This is a genomic window from Oleiphilus sp. HI0123 (assembly GCF_001635315.1).
Window position 1 is genome coordinate 1 of record NZ_LWGE01001411.1, and the last position, 16,048, is coordinate 16,048.

Here is a 16,048-nt window from a genome sequence, read left to right on the forward strand (position 1 = left end):
TTCAAGTCGATTTTATCACCTAAGCCCGGCGTCTCTTTATGCTCTATCACTCTCACACCCTTAAGCTCCCCCGACATATCAATACTCATAATCAAACGTATAGGGCCTGTATATCCATCAGGCGCCACAACAGGCAATATTAGGTGGGTAGGAAGCTGATCTTTTAAAGCGATGAATGCCTCTACTGGTTCAATAGTCCCCAAGGCTTCAGATGGAGCTAGTGTAAAGGCATCATCGAGTAATTCATTATCGAACTCAGAAAGTGGCACAATCTGCAATAAGGCCTTTGACCTTGCTTGCTTCACCTGCTCTGCAATTTTCTCTTTCGTCCCCTGTTGGGTAAAGGCAATTAAACCGGCAGTAATAATTGCGAACAAACCCAGCCCCCACGCAGACCGAAGTATCGACAAGCCCAGGGTGTCTATCGTTTCAGAAAGCGGTTCGCCCAGCTCTTCTCGTTCGTCAGTTGGATTAAGCTTATCAGTCATCTCTTAAGCCTCCTCTTTCTGCTTGGCGCCGCGTTTTGCCGACTCATAGCCATAAGTTCTTGGCTGCGTATAAACATCAATCAGGGGTGCTGCAAAATTCATCAATAGCACAGCGAAAGCAAAGGCATCAGGGTATGCACCATAAACGCGAATAATATAGGTCAGTAAACCGATACCAATACCAAAAATCAAACGGCCACGAGTCGTGGTACATGAGGTAACGGGATCCGTTGCTATAAAGAAAGCTCCCAGCATGGTCGCACCAGACAGCATATGCAGGCTAAGCGGTGCGAACTGGTCTGCATCATAGCCCAAGACAAGCGCTGGCAAGGCCAAGCCAAGGATTACTCCCAAAGGCGTCTGCCAAGGTATGATCTTTTTCACAAGTAACACCAGGCCACCTGCCAGGAACATCAGATTTACCCATTCCCAACCCAAGGAAAATCCGGCACCAAATACCGGATTTTGCAGAACGACATCCGCAGTAGAGTGTGCAATTTCATGCTTATAGACATCCAAAGGCGTCGCCCCACTATAACCATCTGCTATGGTACCACCCCATATTGCATCAAGCGTTGCTCCCAGCGTTGCTGGAGAGTCCAATAAAGTCTGCGGTGTTGCCCAATTGGTCGTCATCGCTACAGGAAAAGATACCAGCACCAAAGCATAACCCACCATTGCCGGATTAAAGGGGTTATACCCCATTCCTCCGTATAAGTGCTTGGCAAAAACAATAGCAAATGCTGTCGCTACCAAAGATACCCACCAAGGCGCAAAAGGAGGCAGAGCAATCCCCAGCAACACTGCTGTTACAAGCGCACTGTAGTCGTTAAGGTAAAACATAACAGGGCGCTTACGAATCTTCAGAATCAAGATTTCGCAAACAATCGCCACCACGCTGCACCAAAGAACATTGTGCAAGTTGCCCCAGCCGAAAAAAATCGTCTGTGCAATCAGGCCGGGAATAGTCAAGCCGATGACCCAGCGCATCATGTTTGCAGTTCGATTAGAACCTTTCGCATGCGGTGAAGTGAGCGTCAACAATGCCATCTTAGTTACCATTCTCTTGTGATTTCTGCACATCGCCTACTTTAGCGCGCGCACTATTCAGTTCATCTTGAGCGACTTTTACCCGCTGCTTGTTTTTATCAACGGCACGGGTTAATTTCTCGACTTGCTCTGGTTGAGCATTTGCTAAAGCGTCTTCCATCTTCATTAGCTTTGATTCCGCCTTTTCCACAGCTAGACTCAAAGCATCCAGATCAGGCAGTTCTTCCTTTTCACTTTCTTGTGAGCCTGACTGAGTCGAAGCTAATGCCTGTTGTGCCTCCTCGAATGCCTGTTTGGCTTGCTCAACACGCACTTTGTTCTTGTCGACAGCACGGGTTAGTTTCTCTACCTGCTCGGGCTGAGCATTTGCAAGTGCATCTTGCATTTTTGCCAACTTAGATTCGGCTTTCTCAAATGCTAGCTGCAACTCATCTACAGCAGCTTGATCTATGCCCTTAGCCTCACCCGCTTCTTCACTTTGCATCGCAGGTTCTGAGTTTGCTTTTTCCCAGGCTTGCTTAGCCTGGTTAACTCGCATTTGGTTCTTTTCTACAGCTCGGGTTAATTTCTCTACTTGCTCAGGATTATTTTCTTTTGCCGATTCAAGTGCATCGAGCATCTTATCCAGTTTCGATTGCGCCTTATCCCAGGCAGTTTTTAACTCTTCCGGGCTTTGCTCTATTGCTTCTGCAACTTCCTTAGCTTTCTTTGCTTCCGCTCTAGCCAAAGCTTCCGCAACCGCCGCTTTCTTGGCATCTATCTCTGGCGCTTTCTCTGGGGCCGCAGCAGCCTGAGCCTTTTTCTCTGCTTGCGCTTTCGCAGCGGCTTCGGCTCTGGCTTTACGCTTCGCCGCTTTTTCAGCCGCTTCACGATCGAGACGCTCTTGACGTGCTTCAAAACGCTCGCGCGCCTGATCCGACTTCAACTGATCAGCGCGCTGCTGCTTAATTTCACCTTTAGCATGACGATAATACTGAACAAGAGGAATCGAACTTGGGCAAACAAAGGAACAAGCACCACACTCAATACAATCGAACAAATTGTGATGCTCTGCCTTTTCATATTCCTGCCCGCGCGCAAACCAATACAGCTGCTGAGGCAAAAGCTCTGCAGGGCAGGCTTCAGCACACAAGCCACAACGAATACAGGCTTGAGCCGGCTCAGGCAAAGGCATTTCTTTTAGATCAGGAGCCAGAATACAGTTAGTGGTTTTCACGACGGGCACATCAGTATCTACTAGATTGAAGCCCATCATCGGACCACCCATTATCAGGCGTTCGTACTTGGCCGGTTTGTAATCATACTGACTCAATAGCCAACTAATCGGCGTCCCCAGAAGCACTTCGACATTGCCACGTTTGCCTATTTGCTGCCCGGTTAAGGTCGTAATCCGTGAAATAAGCGGCTCACCAAAGCGCACGGCACGATACATTGCAACGACTGTACCTACGTTGTGACAAACCACACCAATATCCGCAGGAATCTTAGCACTCGGCACTTCCTTCCCGGTAAGGATTTTTATCAGCTGTTTTTCACCACCGGAGGGGTACTTGGTTGGCACAACACAAACTTCAATGGTGCAGTTGCCGGTTTCAATACTCGCCAAAGCTTGCTGAAGAGAACGAATCGCTTCAGGTTTATTATCCTCAATACCAATCAAACACTCTTTCGGCTGAAGCACTTTGATCAGCAATCGAAGCCCTTCAACAAGTTGATCAGCCCGCTCACGCATCAATCTGTCGTCTGAGGTAATGTAGGGTTCACACTCTGCCGCATTCAGAATAAGCGTAGAAATGTCTGCACCTTTTGGAGGGTTAAGCTTCACATCACTTGGGAAACCAGCTCCGCCCATTCCGGCAATCCCTGCAGCACGAACTTTCGCTCTTATTGTGTCAGCATCCAGAGATAAGTAATCCTCACTCGCATCCAATTCACACCACTGGTCCTGGCCGTCTGTCTTCAAGGTAATACATAAATCTGAATTACCAGAAGGGTGCGCCACAACTTGCTCAGCAATACTTTCTACCACACCTGAGCTGGGTGCATGCAAGCCGACACTGATATAACCGTCTGCTTCAGCCAATAACTGGCCTTTTTTTACTTGTTGACCCACTTCAACCAAGACCTTGGAGGCTTGACCAATATGTTGCTGTAAAGGTAAAACAAGTAGTGGCGGAATGCCCGCCTCAGTAATCGCTGTCTCGCTCGATAGCGACTTCATTTCCGCCGGGTGAATACCACCATGAAAGTCTGATAAGGAACGTCCACTCGTGGCAATGATCTGTGTATTGTTCTGTGTCATGGCACTCATACAGACTGCACCTCCACAGGCTGAGACTTATCCGTAGCAATAATATGTACAGGCTTGGGTAAGTCCCAATGCCATGCTGATAGCCCCTTATCTACTGGCACCATATCGATACAATCTACCGGGCAAGGCTCTACACACAAATCACACCCAGTACATTCAGATTCAATAACTGTATGCATGTGCTTAGCCGCCCCTAAAATCGCATCGATAGGACACGCCTGGATACACTTAGTGCAGCCTATGCACTCATCTTCACGAATTACTGCGACCTGCTTGGCTTTTTCTTCACCGTGCTCAGCATCCAAGGCCATCGGTTCAACGTCTAATAAATCGGCCAGGGCCTGAATAGTCGCTTCGCCACCGGGAGGACATTTGTTGATATCTTCGCCCGCAGCAATACCCTCAGCATAAGGTCGGCAACCTGGGTGACCACATTGGCCACATTGAGTCTGAGGTAATAAACCGTCGATCTGATCAACGATTGGGTTGCCATCAACTTTAAACCTGACGGAAGCAAAACCCAGTAATGCGCCAAAAACAACAGCTAGCGCTAATAGCGCGACAATGGCGGTAATAACAATACTCATCTAGATATTCACCAAACCAGTAAAGCCCATAAAAGCGAGAGACATCAGCCCCGCCGTGATCATACCAATAGCTGAACCTTTAAAAGGCGTTGGCACATCAGCCACAGCAATACGTTCTCGCATTGCTGAAAATAGGATGAGCACTAAGGAAAAACCAAGCGCGGCACCAAAGCCATACATAATCGACTCAACAAAGCCGTTCTGCTTTTTAATGTTTAACAGCGCCACACCCAATACTGCACAGTTAGTGGTAATCAGCGGCAGAAAGATCCCAAGTACTCGATAGAGTAAGGGGCTGGTTTTACGAACAACCATCTCGGTAAACTGCACGACCACAGCAATCACCAAAATAAAGGTAATGGTCTGCAAGTACTCCAAACCTAGCGGCTGTAATAAGTAGGTAAAGGCCAAATAACTGCATACTGAAGACAGAGTCAGGACGAAGGTTGTCGCCAAGGACATCCCCATCGCTGTTTCCAGCTTGTTGGATACCCCCATAAACGGGCATAACCCCAGAAACTGAACCAGTACAAAGTTATTCACCAGAATCGTACTGACAAGAATTAGCAAATATTCAGTCATTCATTTCTCTCTAAAATTGAGACCCGTTATTATCCTTTTTAGTGCCACAAACCCAACTACATGATTCTCATGCCTGGCTGTGCACCGGAATGAGGCTCAAGCAACCAGATATCTTTGCCACCAGGGCCTGCAGCCAATACCATGCCTTCCGACATACCAAACTTCATCTTACGAGGTTTAAGGTTCGCTACCATAACCGTTAGCTTGCCAATCAAATCTTCTGGCTGATAAGCCGACTTGATACCAGAGAATACTTGCTTTTGCTCTGTTCCCAAATCCAAAGTAAGTTTCAGTAGCTTTTTAGCCCCTTCAACATGCTCTGCGTTCTTAATCAATGCAACGCGTAAATCCACTTTGGCAAAATCATCAAACTCAATTTCTGGCGCAATTGCCTCACCACCAGGCAAATCACTTTCTTCAACTGGCTTCTCTTCTTTCTTTCCTAGCTGCATTTCTGCCGCCGCAGCTTCTTTAGAAGCTTCAACCATCTTATTGACCTTATCCATTTCGACACGCGTCATCATCGGCTTAAACTTGTTGATTTGATGATCTAACAATAGCTCGGTACGCGCATCCCAGTTCAATTCAATGTTTAAGAAGCCTTGCGCCTTTTCAGTCATACCCGGTAGCACTGGCGCTAAATAGGTCATCAGCTGGCGGAACATATTGATACCATTGGAGCAAATTTGCTGTAGCTCAGCTTCTTTGCCTTCTTCCTTGGCAATCACCCAAGGTGCCTTTTCATCGATATACTGATTTGCCAGGTCAGCAAGCTCCATAATCTTACGAATCGCCTTACCAAACTCTCGACCTTCGTAGAAAGCTGCAATCTCGTCACCTGCATAGATAAACTTCTGAAGCAGCTCGGTTTCTTCACAACTCGCTGCTAACTTGCCATCAAAACGCTTAGTAATAAAACCGGCACAACGGCTGGCAATATTCACAACCTTACCGACCAAGTCAGAATTAACACGTTGCGCAAAATCTTCCAGATTCAAGTCCAGATCATCGACCGCATTAGTCAATTTGGCCGCAAAGTAATAACGCAGGTATTCAGGGTTTAGGTGCTCTAAATAAGTACGCGCTTTAATAAATGTGCCTCGTGACTTGGACATCTTCTTACCATTTACGGTAACGAAGCCATGAGCATGCACCGCATTCGGTGTACGATAACCCGCGCAGCTCAGCATTGCTGGCCAAAATAAAGCATGGAAATTAACGATATCTTTACCGATAAAATGATAAAGCTCGGTATCTGAACCTGCCTTCCAATATTCGTCGAAGTCCAAACCCTCTGTCTTATCACACAAATTTTTGAAACTCGCCATATAACCGATCGGCGCATCCAGCCATACGTAGAAGAATTTACCTGGCTGATTTGGAATCTCGAAACCGAAGTAAGGCGCATCGCGGCTGATATCCCATTCTTGCAGACCTGAATCCAACCACTCCGCTAGCTTGTTAGCAATTTGTGGCTGTAAGGCACCACTACGCGTCCACTCTTTAAGGAAGTCGGAAAAATCAGGTAATTTGAAAAAGAAGTGTTCAGATTCTTTTTCAATCGGTGTCGCACCGGAGATTACTGACTTAGGGTCAATCAGCTCCATCGGCATATAGGTCGCTGCACAGACTTCGCAGTTATCACCGTACTGATCTTCTGCCTTACATTTAGGGCAAGTACCTTTTACGTAGCGATCAGCGAGAAATAGATTCTTCTCAGGGTCAAAAGCCTGGGTAATGCTACGCGTGGCAATCTTGCCGTTAGCGGCACACGCCTCGTAGATAGAAGAAGAAAGAGCTTTATTTTCTTCGGAGTGGGTGGAGTGATAGTTATCAAAATGAATCTGGAAATCAGCAAAGTCCTGCTGATGCTCCGCTTTTGTTTTATCTATCAGCTGCTCTGGCGTGATGCCTTCCTTCTCGGCACGCAGCATAATGGCTGTACCGTGTGCATCATCTGCACAAACATAGGTACATTGCTCACCACGTGATTTCTGGAAACGAGTCCAGATATCGGTCTGAATATATTCCAACAAATGACCCAGGTGAATCGGGCCGTTAGCGTAAGGAAGGGCACTGGTTACCAGAATTTTTCGCACTGAATTCTCTTCTCTTGTAGATAAACAATTGCCCACGTAAGTTGGAAATAAGAACTCACTGGACAATCAAAACAATTCGGGAGTAAAAACCGCGCTATCATACCTATCTATTGGACATTTTTCATCCTGATATCGTGGTAAAGTTTGTTTCCAAACCAGGACGCTTAAGATTATATCCTCAAGAGACAGAAATTAGCCCTGCCCTTTCGTGCTATTTATTCTTTATAATGCGCCTTTCTTTCAAGAACCTTAGCAATGGTAGCAACATGTCATCAGTTAATCAGCGCGAGCTAGAAGATGCGATTAAAGGCTTTAATGACCCTTATCTAAACAAAGATTTGTTTTCCTTGGAGGCCATCAAGTCCCTTACTTACGACAATAAGCAAGTAAAGCTCGATATTGAAATGCCTTACGCCTGCAAAGGTACTTTAGGCGCAATGCAGCAGATACTTACGAGCAACCTGGAGTTTGTTGATGGCGTCGAAAGTGTCGATATATCTGTCTCTTTCAAAATAAAGGCGCATAAAGCGCAAGGCCAGGTTCCTGCTTTCGAACGCGTCAAAAACGTCATTGTGGTAGCGTCTGGCAAAGGTGGTGTTGGTAAAAGCACCAGTTCAGTTAACCTGGCACTGGCACTCGCTCAAGAGGGCGCAACTGTTGGTATTCTTGATGCTGATATTTACGGCCCAAGCGTAGGTATGATGCTGGGCATTCCAGAAGGCCAACGCCCTGAAACTGAAGAAGAAAAGTTCTTTGTGCCTATCGAGGCTCATGGCATACAGGCAATGTCGATGGCCTTTCTTGTAGATAATAACACCCCCATGGTTTGGCGCGGCCCCAAAGTTAGCGGTGCTTTGATGCAACTAGCCACGCAAAGCCTATGGAATAACCTGGACTACCTGATTATCGATATGCCACCAGGCACGGGTGACATCCAACTCACCTTGGCGCAGAAAATCCCTGTAACCGGCTCCGTTATTGTCACCACACCTCAAGATATTGCCTTGCTTGACTGCAAAAAAGGCATCGAGATGTTCCGTAAAGTAGACATTGACGTACTAGGTGTAATCGAGAATATGAGCACTCATATTTGTAGCGAATGCGGCCACCATGAACCCTTGTTTGGTGAAGGTGGCGGTGCACGTATCGCACAGGCTTATCAGACCGAAGTACTTGGGGAGATGCCTTTACACAAAACCATTCGTGAACAAACCGATGCAGGCCAACCAACCGTTGTGGCAGAGCCTGATAGCGAAGTGTCTCACTTATATAGAGATATAGCGCGCAAGGTTTCGGCAGCAATTTCGCAGAAAGCACTCGACCCAAAACGAGCCTTCCCGAATATTGTTGTTAGCCGGGGCTAATCACCAAGAAACAGCAACTAAGACAATAGACACTTAATTTTATATCAGGATACCTCCTATGCAATGGCTTAATGACGCTGCTCAAGCAATTAATCTGGAAGCCCAAACAGCGGCAAGTACTCGTCAGGGGCAACTAACCAAGCCACCCGGTTCATTAGGCCAGCTGGAATCGCTAGCAATCAAATTTGCTGGCTTACAAGGCAAGGAAGTACCCACTATAGACAAGATCATGATCCGTATTTTTGCTGCAGACCACGGTGTTGTTGATGAAGGTGTTTCGGCCTTCCCTCAAATCGTGACAGGTGAGATGGTAAAAAACTTTGCCGCTGGCGGTGCCGCGATTACCGTATTAGCTCGCCAATTGAATGCTGATTTCGGCGTAATTAACCTAGGCACAGTCAATGAACTCGCTCCCTTAGATAGCGTGACTGACCAGCGTATTACTGCCGGCACCGCGAACTTCTGCCAGCAAAGCGCGATGAGCGAGGAACAACTAAGCCAAGCACTAGAAGCCGGGGCTCAATCAGCATCACAAGCAAAAGAGTTGGGTATCGAGCTGTTTATTGGTGGTGAGATGGGCATAGGTAATACCACCAGCGCTTCCGCTTTAACAGCAGGCTTGACTGACTTACCTGTGGAGCAGCTCATCGGAAGAGGAACGGGTATTGATGACGAAGGTATCCAGCGAAAGCTCAAGGCTGTACAACAAGGCTTAGACCTTCACAAAACCAGTGATACGACAGCAAGCGAACTATTGGCCAAGCTTGGCGGCTTTGAAATTGCCGGACTGGTTGGCGCCTATATTCGCTGCGCTCAACTGGGTATTAGCGTTTTGGTAGACGGTTTTATCAGCTCGGCAGCAGCCTTAGTAGCAACGCGAATTAACCCCTCTATTCGTCCCTGGTTGTTTTTCTCTCACTGTTCAGAAGAAGCCGGTCATAAACACCTATTGCAAACACTTGAAGCCGAACCCTTGCTGAGTCTAGGTATGCGGCTGGGCGAAGCTAGTGGTGCCGCCGTCGCTGCGCCCCTCTTACAGTCTGCCTGTCTGCTTCATGCCCAAATGGCAACCTTTGATCAGGCTGGCGTCAGTCAGTAATTTGAGCTGCCATAATCGCCTGCTACACACGGAGCATTTTTTGTGAGCCAACGAGAAACACCCGCTGCTAATCAAATTAAAGCGGCGATCATTGCCCTTCAATTCTTGAGTGCAATCCCTGTTGGCCAGCAATCTGCTCCGACTGAGAAAGAGATAGGCGCATCACTCAGCTGGTATCCACTTGTTGGTCTATTGCTGGGTATAATCTTGTGCTCAGCATCATTACTTTTGAGCTTTGTTTTTCCAACACTTCTAAGTGCGGCTCTAATCTTAACGCTATGGGTAGTGCTTACCGGCGCTCTACATCTCGACGGTTTTGCCGACAGTGCTGATGCCTGGATGGGTGGGCTTGGCTCAAAAGAAAGAACTCTGCGACTTCTGAAAGATCCAACATCTGGCCCAATTGCTATTGCAGCGACTGTTTTATTAATGCTTTTGAAGCTCTTAACTATTGAGCTAATCATCAATCAGGATATTTGGCTGCTTATCTGGCCCCTGGTATTTGCTCGCATCAGCGCCAGCCTGCTATTTGTTACCACACCCTATGCACGAAAAAGCGGTTTAGGAAGTGCAATTGCCGAGCACAAGCAAGATCACCAAGTTTGGCTTGGTTCTATCATCCTCATGCTCGCTTCCTGCTACTTTCTAGGCTGGGCAGTCATCATCCCCCTGCTATTCGTAAGCTGCTTAAGTTTCTACTACTTGCGCTCTCGCATGATGAAGCGGCTTAAAGGGTGCACAGGTGATACAGCCGGCGCCATGATCGAGATACTCGAATGCATCACCCTGCTAGTTCTCGTTGCCTGCCAATAAATATAACAAGGAAATAACACATGTACTTTTCAATTTGCCTCTTATTGGCCTTGTTCCTCGATAAGGTCTTTGGCGAAGCCAAGCACTTTCATCCTCTCGTTGGCTTTGGCAATCTCGCCACCGACCTTGAGCACAAGTTAAATAGCGGGTCCGGCAAACGGCTTAAAGGCATCATTGCACTGACATTCCTATTAGTGCCTACCGTTCTACTCGCTTTCTATTTGGAGTTACTTACACTCAGCGAACCGATCGCTCACGTCGCCTTTGCCTCGTTCGTCTTATATACAGCGCTAGGTTGGCAAAGCCTCAAAGAACATGCTGAAGCGATTATTGAACCTTTAACCAAAAGGCATCTAGGTGAAGCTCGGAAGAAAGTCGCTCGAATTGTTAGTCGTGACACCAAGCATTTAACGCCCGAAGACGTCGCAAGCGCCAGTACAGAGTCTGTACTCGAAAATGGTGCTGACGCAATCTTTAGCACTATTTTCTGGTTTATTGTTGGCGGCATACCGGGCGTTGTTCTTTTCCGCCTGGTGAATACTCTCGATGCTATGTGGGGCTATAAGAACACTCGCTACAAGGACTTCGGGTGGGCTGCTGCTCGCCTTGATGATGTAATGAACTACCTTCCGGCTCGACTGACTGCACTTAGTTATGCGCTATGCGGGCAAACACGCAGCGCTTTTCAATGCTGGAAAACACAAGGTAAATTATGGAAGAGCCCCAATGCAGGCCCAGTCATGGCTGCTGGAGCTGGTGCACTTGAATTAAAACTAGGCGGTAGCGCCTGCTATGACGAAACACTTGAACAGCGATCTACGCTTGGCCCTAAACATGGTCAAGCGGCTTGTGCGCAAAGCATTCAAGAAGCGCTCAAGCTGATTAAACGCAGTCTAATTCTTTGGTGTGCTGCACTTATTTTTCTTGAAGGCTACTTCTTTCTGATTCGTTTCTATTAGGCCCCAGGATGACAACGCAACAAACACATATTGTCCATGGTGGCGACTTAGTCAGCGCCTCGATTCGCTATAACATTCCCGAATCAGATTGGGTGGATCTGTCAACCGGCCTTAACCCGATCACTTATCCTTGCGATGACATTCCGGCAACCGTATTCTCTAGATTGCCTTACCCTAGCCCGGAATTCAGGAAAACAGTCGAAGGCTATTATGGCCCGCATGCCTACCGCTCACTTGCTGGTACTCAAGAGATTATTCAACAACTGCCTTTGCTATTAGCAGATCTTCCTGTGATCTTGCCGTCCCTGGGTTACCAAGAGCATCAGTGTGCGTGGACAAACAAAGGCGCTGAGATTAGTTTTTACGATGCCTGCATCTTATCCAAAGCTGACGCCATGATTGAGCGGCTGATTGAAGCTAACTCACAACAGCATTTACTTATTATCAACCCGAATAATCCAAGCGGGCTCATGATTCCTCTAGAGAGCCTGTTCTCCTGGGCTGCCATGCTCGGAACTGACGCAATGCTGATCGTGGACGAAGCATTTATCGATCTAACACCTAAAGCCAGCCTACTCTCACGCCCACCCCTGCCCGATAACATTTTAGTACTGAGATCTTGCGGCAAATTCTTCGGCTTAGGCGGTATTCGGGCCGGCTTCATATTTGGCTCACCTAAAAGTCTCTCTCGCATACAGTTTCCGAGCAACCCTTGGCCACTCAACGGCCCAGCTATGCACATATTAAGCAAGGCCCTGCCCGATCGATACTGGCAACATGCCAGCCGAAAGCGCATCCAAAAGAGCGCCCAAGAAATCCAAAGCTTATTTGCGCCCTTGGTTCACAACAAAGCGCTCAAACTATTAGCTGATAGAGGCCTGTTTATTAGCTTCCAAGGTAGCCCATCTTATCTCAGCGAACTCTATGAGTTCTTCGCAAAAGCAGGTATTCTCTTGCGCCTTATATCTGTGAACAACGATTTTGCCATGCTACGAGTCGGCCTTGTTGATCATTTGGATAAAACGAGCATTGAACGAATCCGGCAGTGTGTTGCCCAAGTTGCCAGCAAAAATGCCTTTGATTCGTTTATAAAAACCAGGCCTCGAAGGTCAATTTCTGAGCGTAACAAATAGAGTATTTTTTCAATGTCCGCCGAAGACCAGACTGTAAACTTTACGCACGATGAACGCGAAGCGCTCTATAAAACCATTTTTAATCGACGTGATGTCAGAGGAGAATTCAAGCCCGACCCGATTCCGGATGAGGTCTTGGCCCGCATATTGAAAGCCGCACATCATGCGCCCTCGGTTGGCTTTATGCAGCCCTGGAACTTTATGTTAGTTCGCTCAAAAACAGTTCGACAACAAGTACAAGAGGCTTTTACTGATGCCAATAACGAAGCAATGGAAATGTTTCCGGACAACAAGAAGCCCCTGTATCAGTCTCTGAAGCTCGAAGGAATTTTAGACTCACCGCTTAACCTTGTCGTCACCTGTGACCGTCAACGCGGCGGCCCTGTTGTGCTAGGCCGCACACATATAAAAAGCATGGACTTAAACAGCACCGTCTGTGCCGTTCAGAACTTATGGCTGGCAGCACGCGCTGAGAATGTAGGTATTGGCTGGGTTAGTATCTTTGATCAGGACAGAGTAAAAGCAATTTTAGGCATTCCCGAACATGTCGTACCTGTCGCCTACCTATGTATGGGCTATGTCTCTGAATTTAAAGTGAAGCCCGAACTCGAAAGCAAGGGGTGGCGAGAACGTCTGCCATTGGAGGACTTAATCTACTTTGATCAATGGCAGCAACAAAACCGTGACGACAGTCTAATAAAAGTTATCTCTGACCAGCCCGAAGTTTAATTATACAGCGACCTGAGGTGGCAAAACGTAGTAATAAACACTGAAGAAATGACAAATACTGCCCCCCAGTACAAACAGATGCCAGATTGCATGGTTATAGGGAATTCGTTCGACCAAATAGAAGACAACACCAAGAGTATAGATTATTCCGCCCAAAGCGAGTAAAAACACTCCTCCTTCCGGTACTGATGCGAGCAAATCCTCAGCACTTAGAATCACCAACCAACCCATAAGCAGATAGCTCGCGACGCGCAAAAGTGAAAACCGATGCTTGAAACGTATTTTCAAGAAGATACCGAAAAATGCAATGCCCCAAACAAGGGCTAATAAGCCCCAACCACCGACTTCTCTCATACTCACCATGAGGTAGGGTGTATAAGAACCTGCAATCAGGAGGTAAATAGCACAGTGATCGAACATCTTCAGCTTATCTTTTTTAACCGGGCATCGCTCGGCATGATAAAGCGTCGAAGCTAAGTATAAAGCCGTTAGACTCAAGCCAAATATACTAAAACTGGCGACTCTCCATACATCATCCATTGGAATTGCAGCGATTAACAAGACAAATAAACCCGCAATGCTTAATAGCACACCTAGCCCGTGAGTTAAGGTATTTAGCAACTCGTCTAAACTATGTTCCAGGGTTTCCACCCGCTTATTATCAACTGGCTGATCGCCCGTTTTGTCCACCACTTTGCTCATAATCACAACTTGCGCCTCAAATTTAAGTGTACACATGTTAGCTGAAGTTGGACAGAATAAGTAGTCTATTTTTTAACCATAGTTAAGTCTGACCCTGCATAGTGACTACTAACTTACGTGAACCAGCTTGATTTCTATGCTCCCCAAGATAAATCCCTTGCCACGCACCCATCGAGAACCTTCCCGAGTTAATCGGAATAGTTAAAGAGCAGCCTAGCAGCGAGGCTTTGATATGAGCGGGCATATCGTCAGAACCCTCGAGTATATGATCATAATAGGGTGCATTTTCCGGCACAAACTTATTAAAGTGCTTTTCCATATCACTGCGGACATCCGGGTCTGCATTTTCATTTAATGTGAGTGATGCTGAGGTATGTTGAATAAACAGGTTCGCTAGACCTATTGAAATCGTATTGAGCTCAGGTAAGGCTTGCTCAATTTCCCGAGTGATCAGATGAAAACCGCGGGAGCGGGCTTGAAGCTCAAGTTCTTTTTGTAGCCATACTGTGCTCATCGTTAAAGTCGCGCCCTCTTGATTCAAATTAACTAAACAATGTAAGCCTGGGGTTCTCCCTCGGCAAATCTTCTAATATTTGCGGCAGCTTTGTCCAACAAGCGCTGACGCGCCTCTTTACTCGCCCAAGCACAATGAGGGGTAACAATTAAGTTTGGAATTTCTCTATCCAGTAGTACATTTCCACCCTTAGGCGGTTCAACGGATAAGACATCTGTTGCTGCGCCGGCCAAGCGGCGTTCTTTCAATGCCTCGGCCAAAGCGTTTTCATCCACAATGCCACCTCGAGCAAGATTTAATAAATAGGCCGAAGGCTTCATTTTAGACAGGGCATTGGCATCGATTAGATTTGTAGTTTCATCACTCAGCAGGCAATGAATAGATAAGACATCAACTTGCGGCAATAGCTCTTCCAAAGCCAAGCGAGGATAGCCATCAACACTTTCCAAGCTTTGACCGGAACGAGCTGCCAGTATAACCTTCATGCCAAAGCCTTCGGCCATTTTTGCAACACCCTGTCCAAGGTCACCATAACCGAGCAGGCCAAGCGTCTTGCCTTCCAGTTCAACAATAGGGTAGTCCATCAAACAAAAAATCGGACTTGTACACCAGCGTCCATCTTGAACATCTTTAGCGTAATCCAATAAACGGTTTGTTAGTGCCAGCAACAAAGAAAAGGTATGCTGAACAATAGCCGGGCGCCCATACTGTGTGACATTACAGACCCTAACACCGGCCTCTTTAGCCGCTTGCAAGTCAATATTGTTCGTCCCTGTCGCCGTAACGGCTATCAGCTTTAGGCTGGGGTTACTTGTTATTTCTTTCTTCCCCAATAGCACTTTATTGACAACGACCACCTCAAAGCCTTTTATTCGTTCACAGACATTCGCTGATTCCGTCGTATCATAAGATTGATATTGGCTAAATGAAGACTCGATATCACTCAGGTCCAGACCATCTCCCATACTTGCTACATCAAGGAAAACCCCTTTCATCGCGCCACCTGCCTTAAGATCAATTTTGCTTCGCCAAGAAAAACGAGAGTATGTCATATCAAGCTAATTGATGACAAAAACCTGTTTAGGTACCCGAAGCTTTTTTCTTTCTAAGAGCTTGAGCTGACAATATGCGGTGTCTGTTGCCACTTTCGAATGAAGGCCGGGATTTCGGGTGCTGGGATTGGCTTAGAATAGAAAAAGCCTTGAGCATAATCACAACCAAGCCCGATTAATGACTCTTCCTGCTTCTTAGACTCGATACCTTCAGCCAAGACCTCGATAGATAAGCTATCAGCTAAGGTAATGATACTCTTGACCAGTGCTTGATCAGAGCTGTTGTTAATTAACTCATTGACAAACATACGGTCAATTTTAATCTTTGACAGGATATGGCTGAATTTTTTGATATAACCAAGAGACGAATAACCTGTACCAAAGTCATCAATACTGAATTTAAGCCCTGACTTAAGTAGCTGCTTAATACCCTTCATCACAACAGGGTCGTCGTCCAACATCAAACGTTCTGTTACTTCCAGCTCCACCCAATCCAAGGTTTGCAAAAATACCTGGTGATTATGCGTCCAGTCAGATAACTCGCGATGGTGAAAGTTAGTTGGGCT

16 protein-coding genes are annotated in these 16,048 nt (G+C 46.8%); 6 read left to right on the forward strand and 10 right to left on the reverse strand.

The window, feature by feature from the left end; genetic code table 11:
- The 6 genes from A3761_RS18080 to metG all read right to left on the reverse strand — a co-directional run.
- On the reverse strand, positions 1-488 hold a 488-nt coding region (locus A3761_RS18080), incomplete at its 3' end, for an RnfABCDGE type electron transport complex subunit G (protein ID WP_068750631.1).
- Positions 489-491: 3 nt separating this feature from the next.
- Positions 492-1,538: an electron transport complex subunit RsxD gene (gene rsxD, locus A3761_RS18085; protein ID WP_068512028.1), complete on the reverse strand. Its 1,047-nt coding sequence runs from the start codon at positions 1,536-1,538 to the stop codon at positions 492-494.
- A gap of 1 nt (position 1,539) precedes the next feature.
- The gene (gene rsxC, locus A3761_RS18090; RefSeq protein WP_231872230.1) at positions 1,540-3,849 is read right to left on the reverse strand and encodes an electron transport complex subunit RsxC; all 2,310 of its coding nucleotides are present in this window, start codon (positions 3,847-3,849) and stop codon (positions 1,540-1,542) included.
- On the reverse strand, positions 3,846-4,436 hold the full coding sequence (gene rsxB, locus A3761_RS18095; RefSeq protein WP_068512026.1) for an electron transport complex subunit RsxB: 591 nt from the start codon (positions 4,434-4,436) through the stop codon (positions 3,846-3,848). The genes rsxC and rsxB overlap by 4 nt, the downstream gene beginning before the upstream one ends.
- Positions 4,437-5,018, reverse strand: coding sequence for an electron transport complex subunit RsxA (gene rsxA / locus A3761_RS18100; protein WP_068512022.1), 582 nt, complete (start codon positions 5,016-5,018; stop codon positions 4,437-4,439).
- Positions 5,019-5,074: 56 nt separating this feature from the next.
- The gene (metG, locus tag A3761_RS18105) at positions 5,075-7,117 is read right to left on the reverse strand and encodes a methionine--tRNA ligase (RefSeq protein ID WP_156490485.1); all 2,043 of its coding nucleotides are present in this window, start codon (positions 7,115-7,117) and stop codon (positions 5,075-5,077) included.
- Between the two features lie 266 nt (positions 7,118-7,383).
- On the opposite strand from metG, the gene apbC reads away from it, so the two are divergent.
- Genes apbC through bluB form a run of 6 tightly spaced genes read left to right on the forward strand, consistent with a single transcriptional unit; the run spans position 7,384 to position 13,214 of the window.
- The gene (gene apbC / locus A3761_RS18110; RefSeq protein ID WP_068553740.1) at positions 7,384-8,481 is read left to right on the forward strand and encodes an iron-sulfur cluster carrier protein ApbC; all 1,098 of its coding nucleotides are present in this window, start codon (positions 7,384-7,386) and stop codon (positions 8,479-8,481) included.
- 58 nt (positions 8,482-8,539) lie between these two features.
- A complete protein-coding gene (gene cobT, locus A3761_RS18115) occupies positions 8,540-9,580 on the forward strand; it encodes a nicotinate-nucleotide--dimethylbenzimidazole phosphoribosyltransferase (protein WP_068553739.1) in 1,041 nt (346 codons plus the stop codon).
- A gap of 42 nt (positions 9,581-9,622) precedes the next feature.
- The gene (locus A3761_RS18120; protein WP_197470230.1) at positions 9,623-10,393 is read left to right on the forward strand and encodes an adenosylcobinamide-GDP ribazoletransferase; all 771 of its coding nucleotides are present in this window, start codon (positions 9,623-9,625) and stop codon (positions 10,391-10,393) included.
- A 20-nt stretch (positions 10,394-10,413) separates the two neighbouring features.
- Positions 10,414-11,352, forward strand: coding sequence for an adenosylcobinamide-phosphate synthase CbiB (gene cbiB, locus A3761_RS18125; RefSeq protein ID WP_068552820.1), 939 nt, complete (start codon positions 10,414-10,416; stop codon positions 11,350-11,352).
- Between the two features lie 8 nt (positions 11,353-11,360).
- A complete protein-coding gene (locus A3761_RS18130) occupies positions 11,361-12,485 on the forward strand; it encodes an aminotransferase class I/II-fold pyridoxal phosphate-dependent enzyme (RefSeq protein ID WP_068552818.1) in 1,125 nt (374 codons plus the stop codon).
- Between the two features lie 12 nt (positions 12,486-12,497).
- Complete coding sequence (gene bluB, locus A3761_RS18135) at positions 12,498-13,214, forward strand: 5,6-dimethylbenzimidazole synthase (protein WP_068552817.1); 717 nt, start codon at positions 12,498-12,500, stop codon at positions 13,212-13,214.
- Here the strand turns inward: bluB and A3761_RS18140 are convergent, their stop codons facing one another.
- The 4 genes from A3761_RS18140 to A3761_RS18155 form a co-directional block, all read right to left on the reverse strand.
- Entirely contained in the window at positions 13,215-13,916 is a 702-nt protein-coding gene (locus A3761_RS18140; RefSeq protein ID WP_082865041.1) for a hemolysin III family protein, read from the reverse strand.
- 82 nt (positions 13,917-13,998) lie between these two features.
- The gene (locus A3761_RS18145; protein WP_068552815.1) at positions 13,999-14,430 is read right to left on the reverse strand and encodes a secondary thiamine-phosphate synthase enzyme YjbQ; all 432 of its coding nucleotides are present in this window, start codon (positions 14,428-14,430) and stop codon (positions 13,999-14,001) included.
- 32 nt (positions 14,431-14,462) lie between these two features.
- Entirely contained in the window at positions 14,463-15,425 is a 963-nt protein-coding gene (locus A3761_RS18150; protein WP_068508633.1) for an NAD(P)-dependent oxidoreductase, read from the reverse strand.
- Between the two features lie 110 nt (positions 15,426-15,535).
- The coding region (locus A3761_RS18155; protein WP_156491937.1) for an EAL domain-containing protein at positions 15,536-16,048 on the reverse strand (513 nt) is incomplete at its 5' end.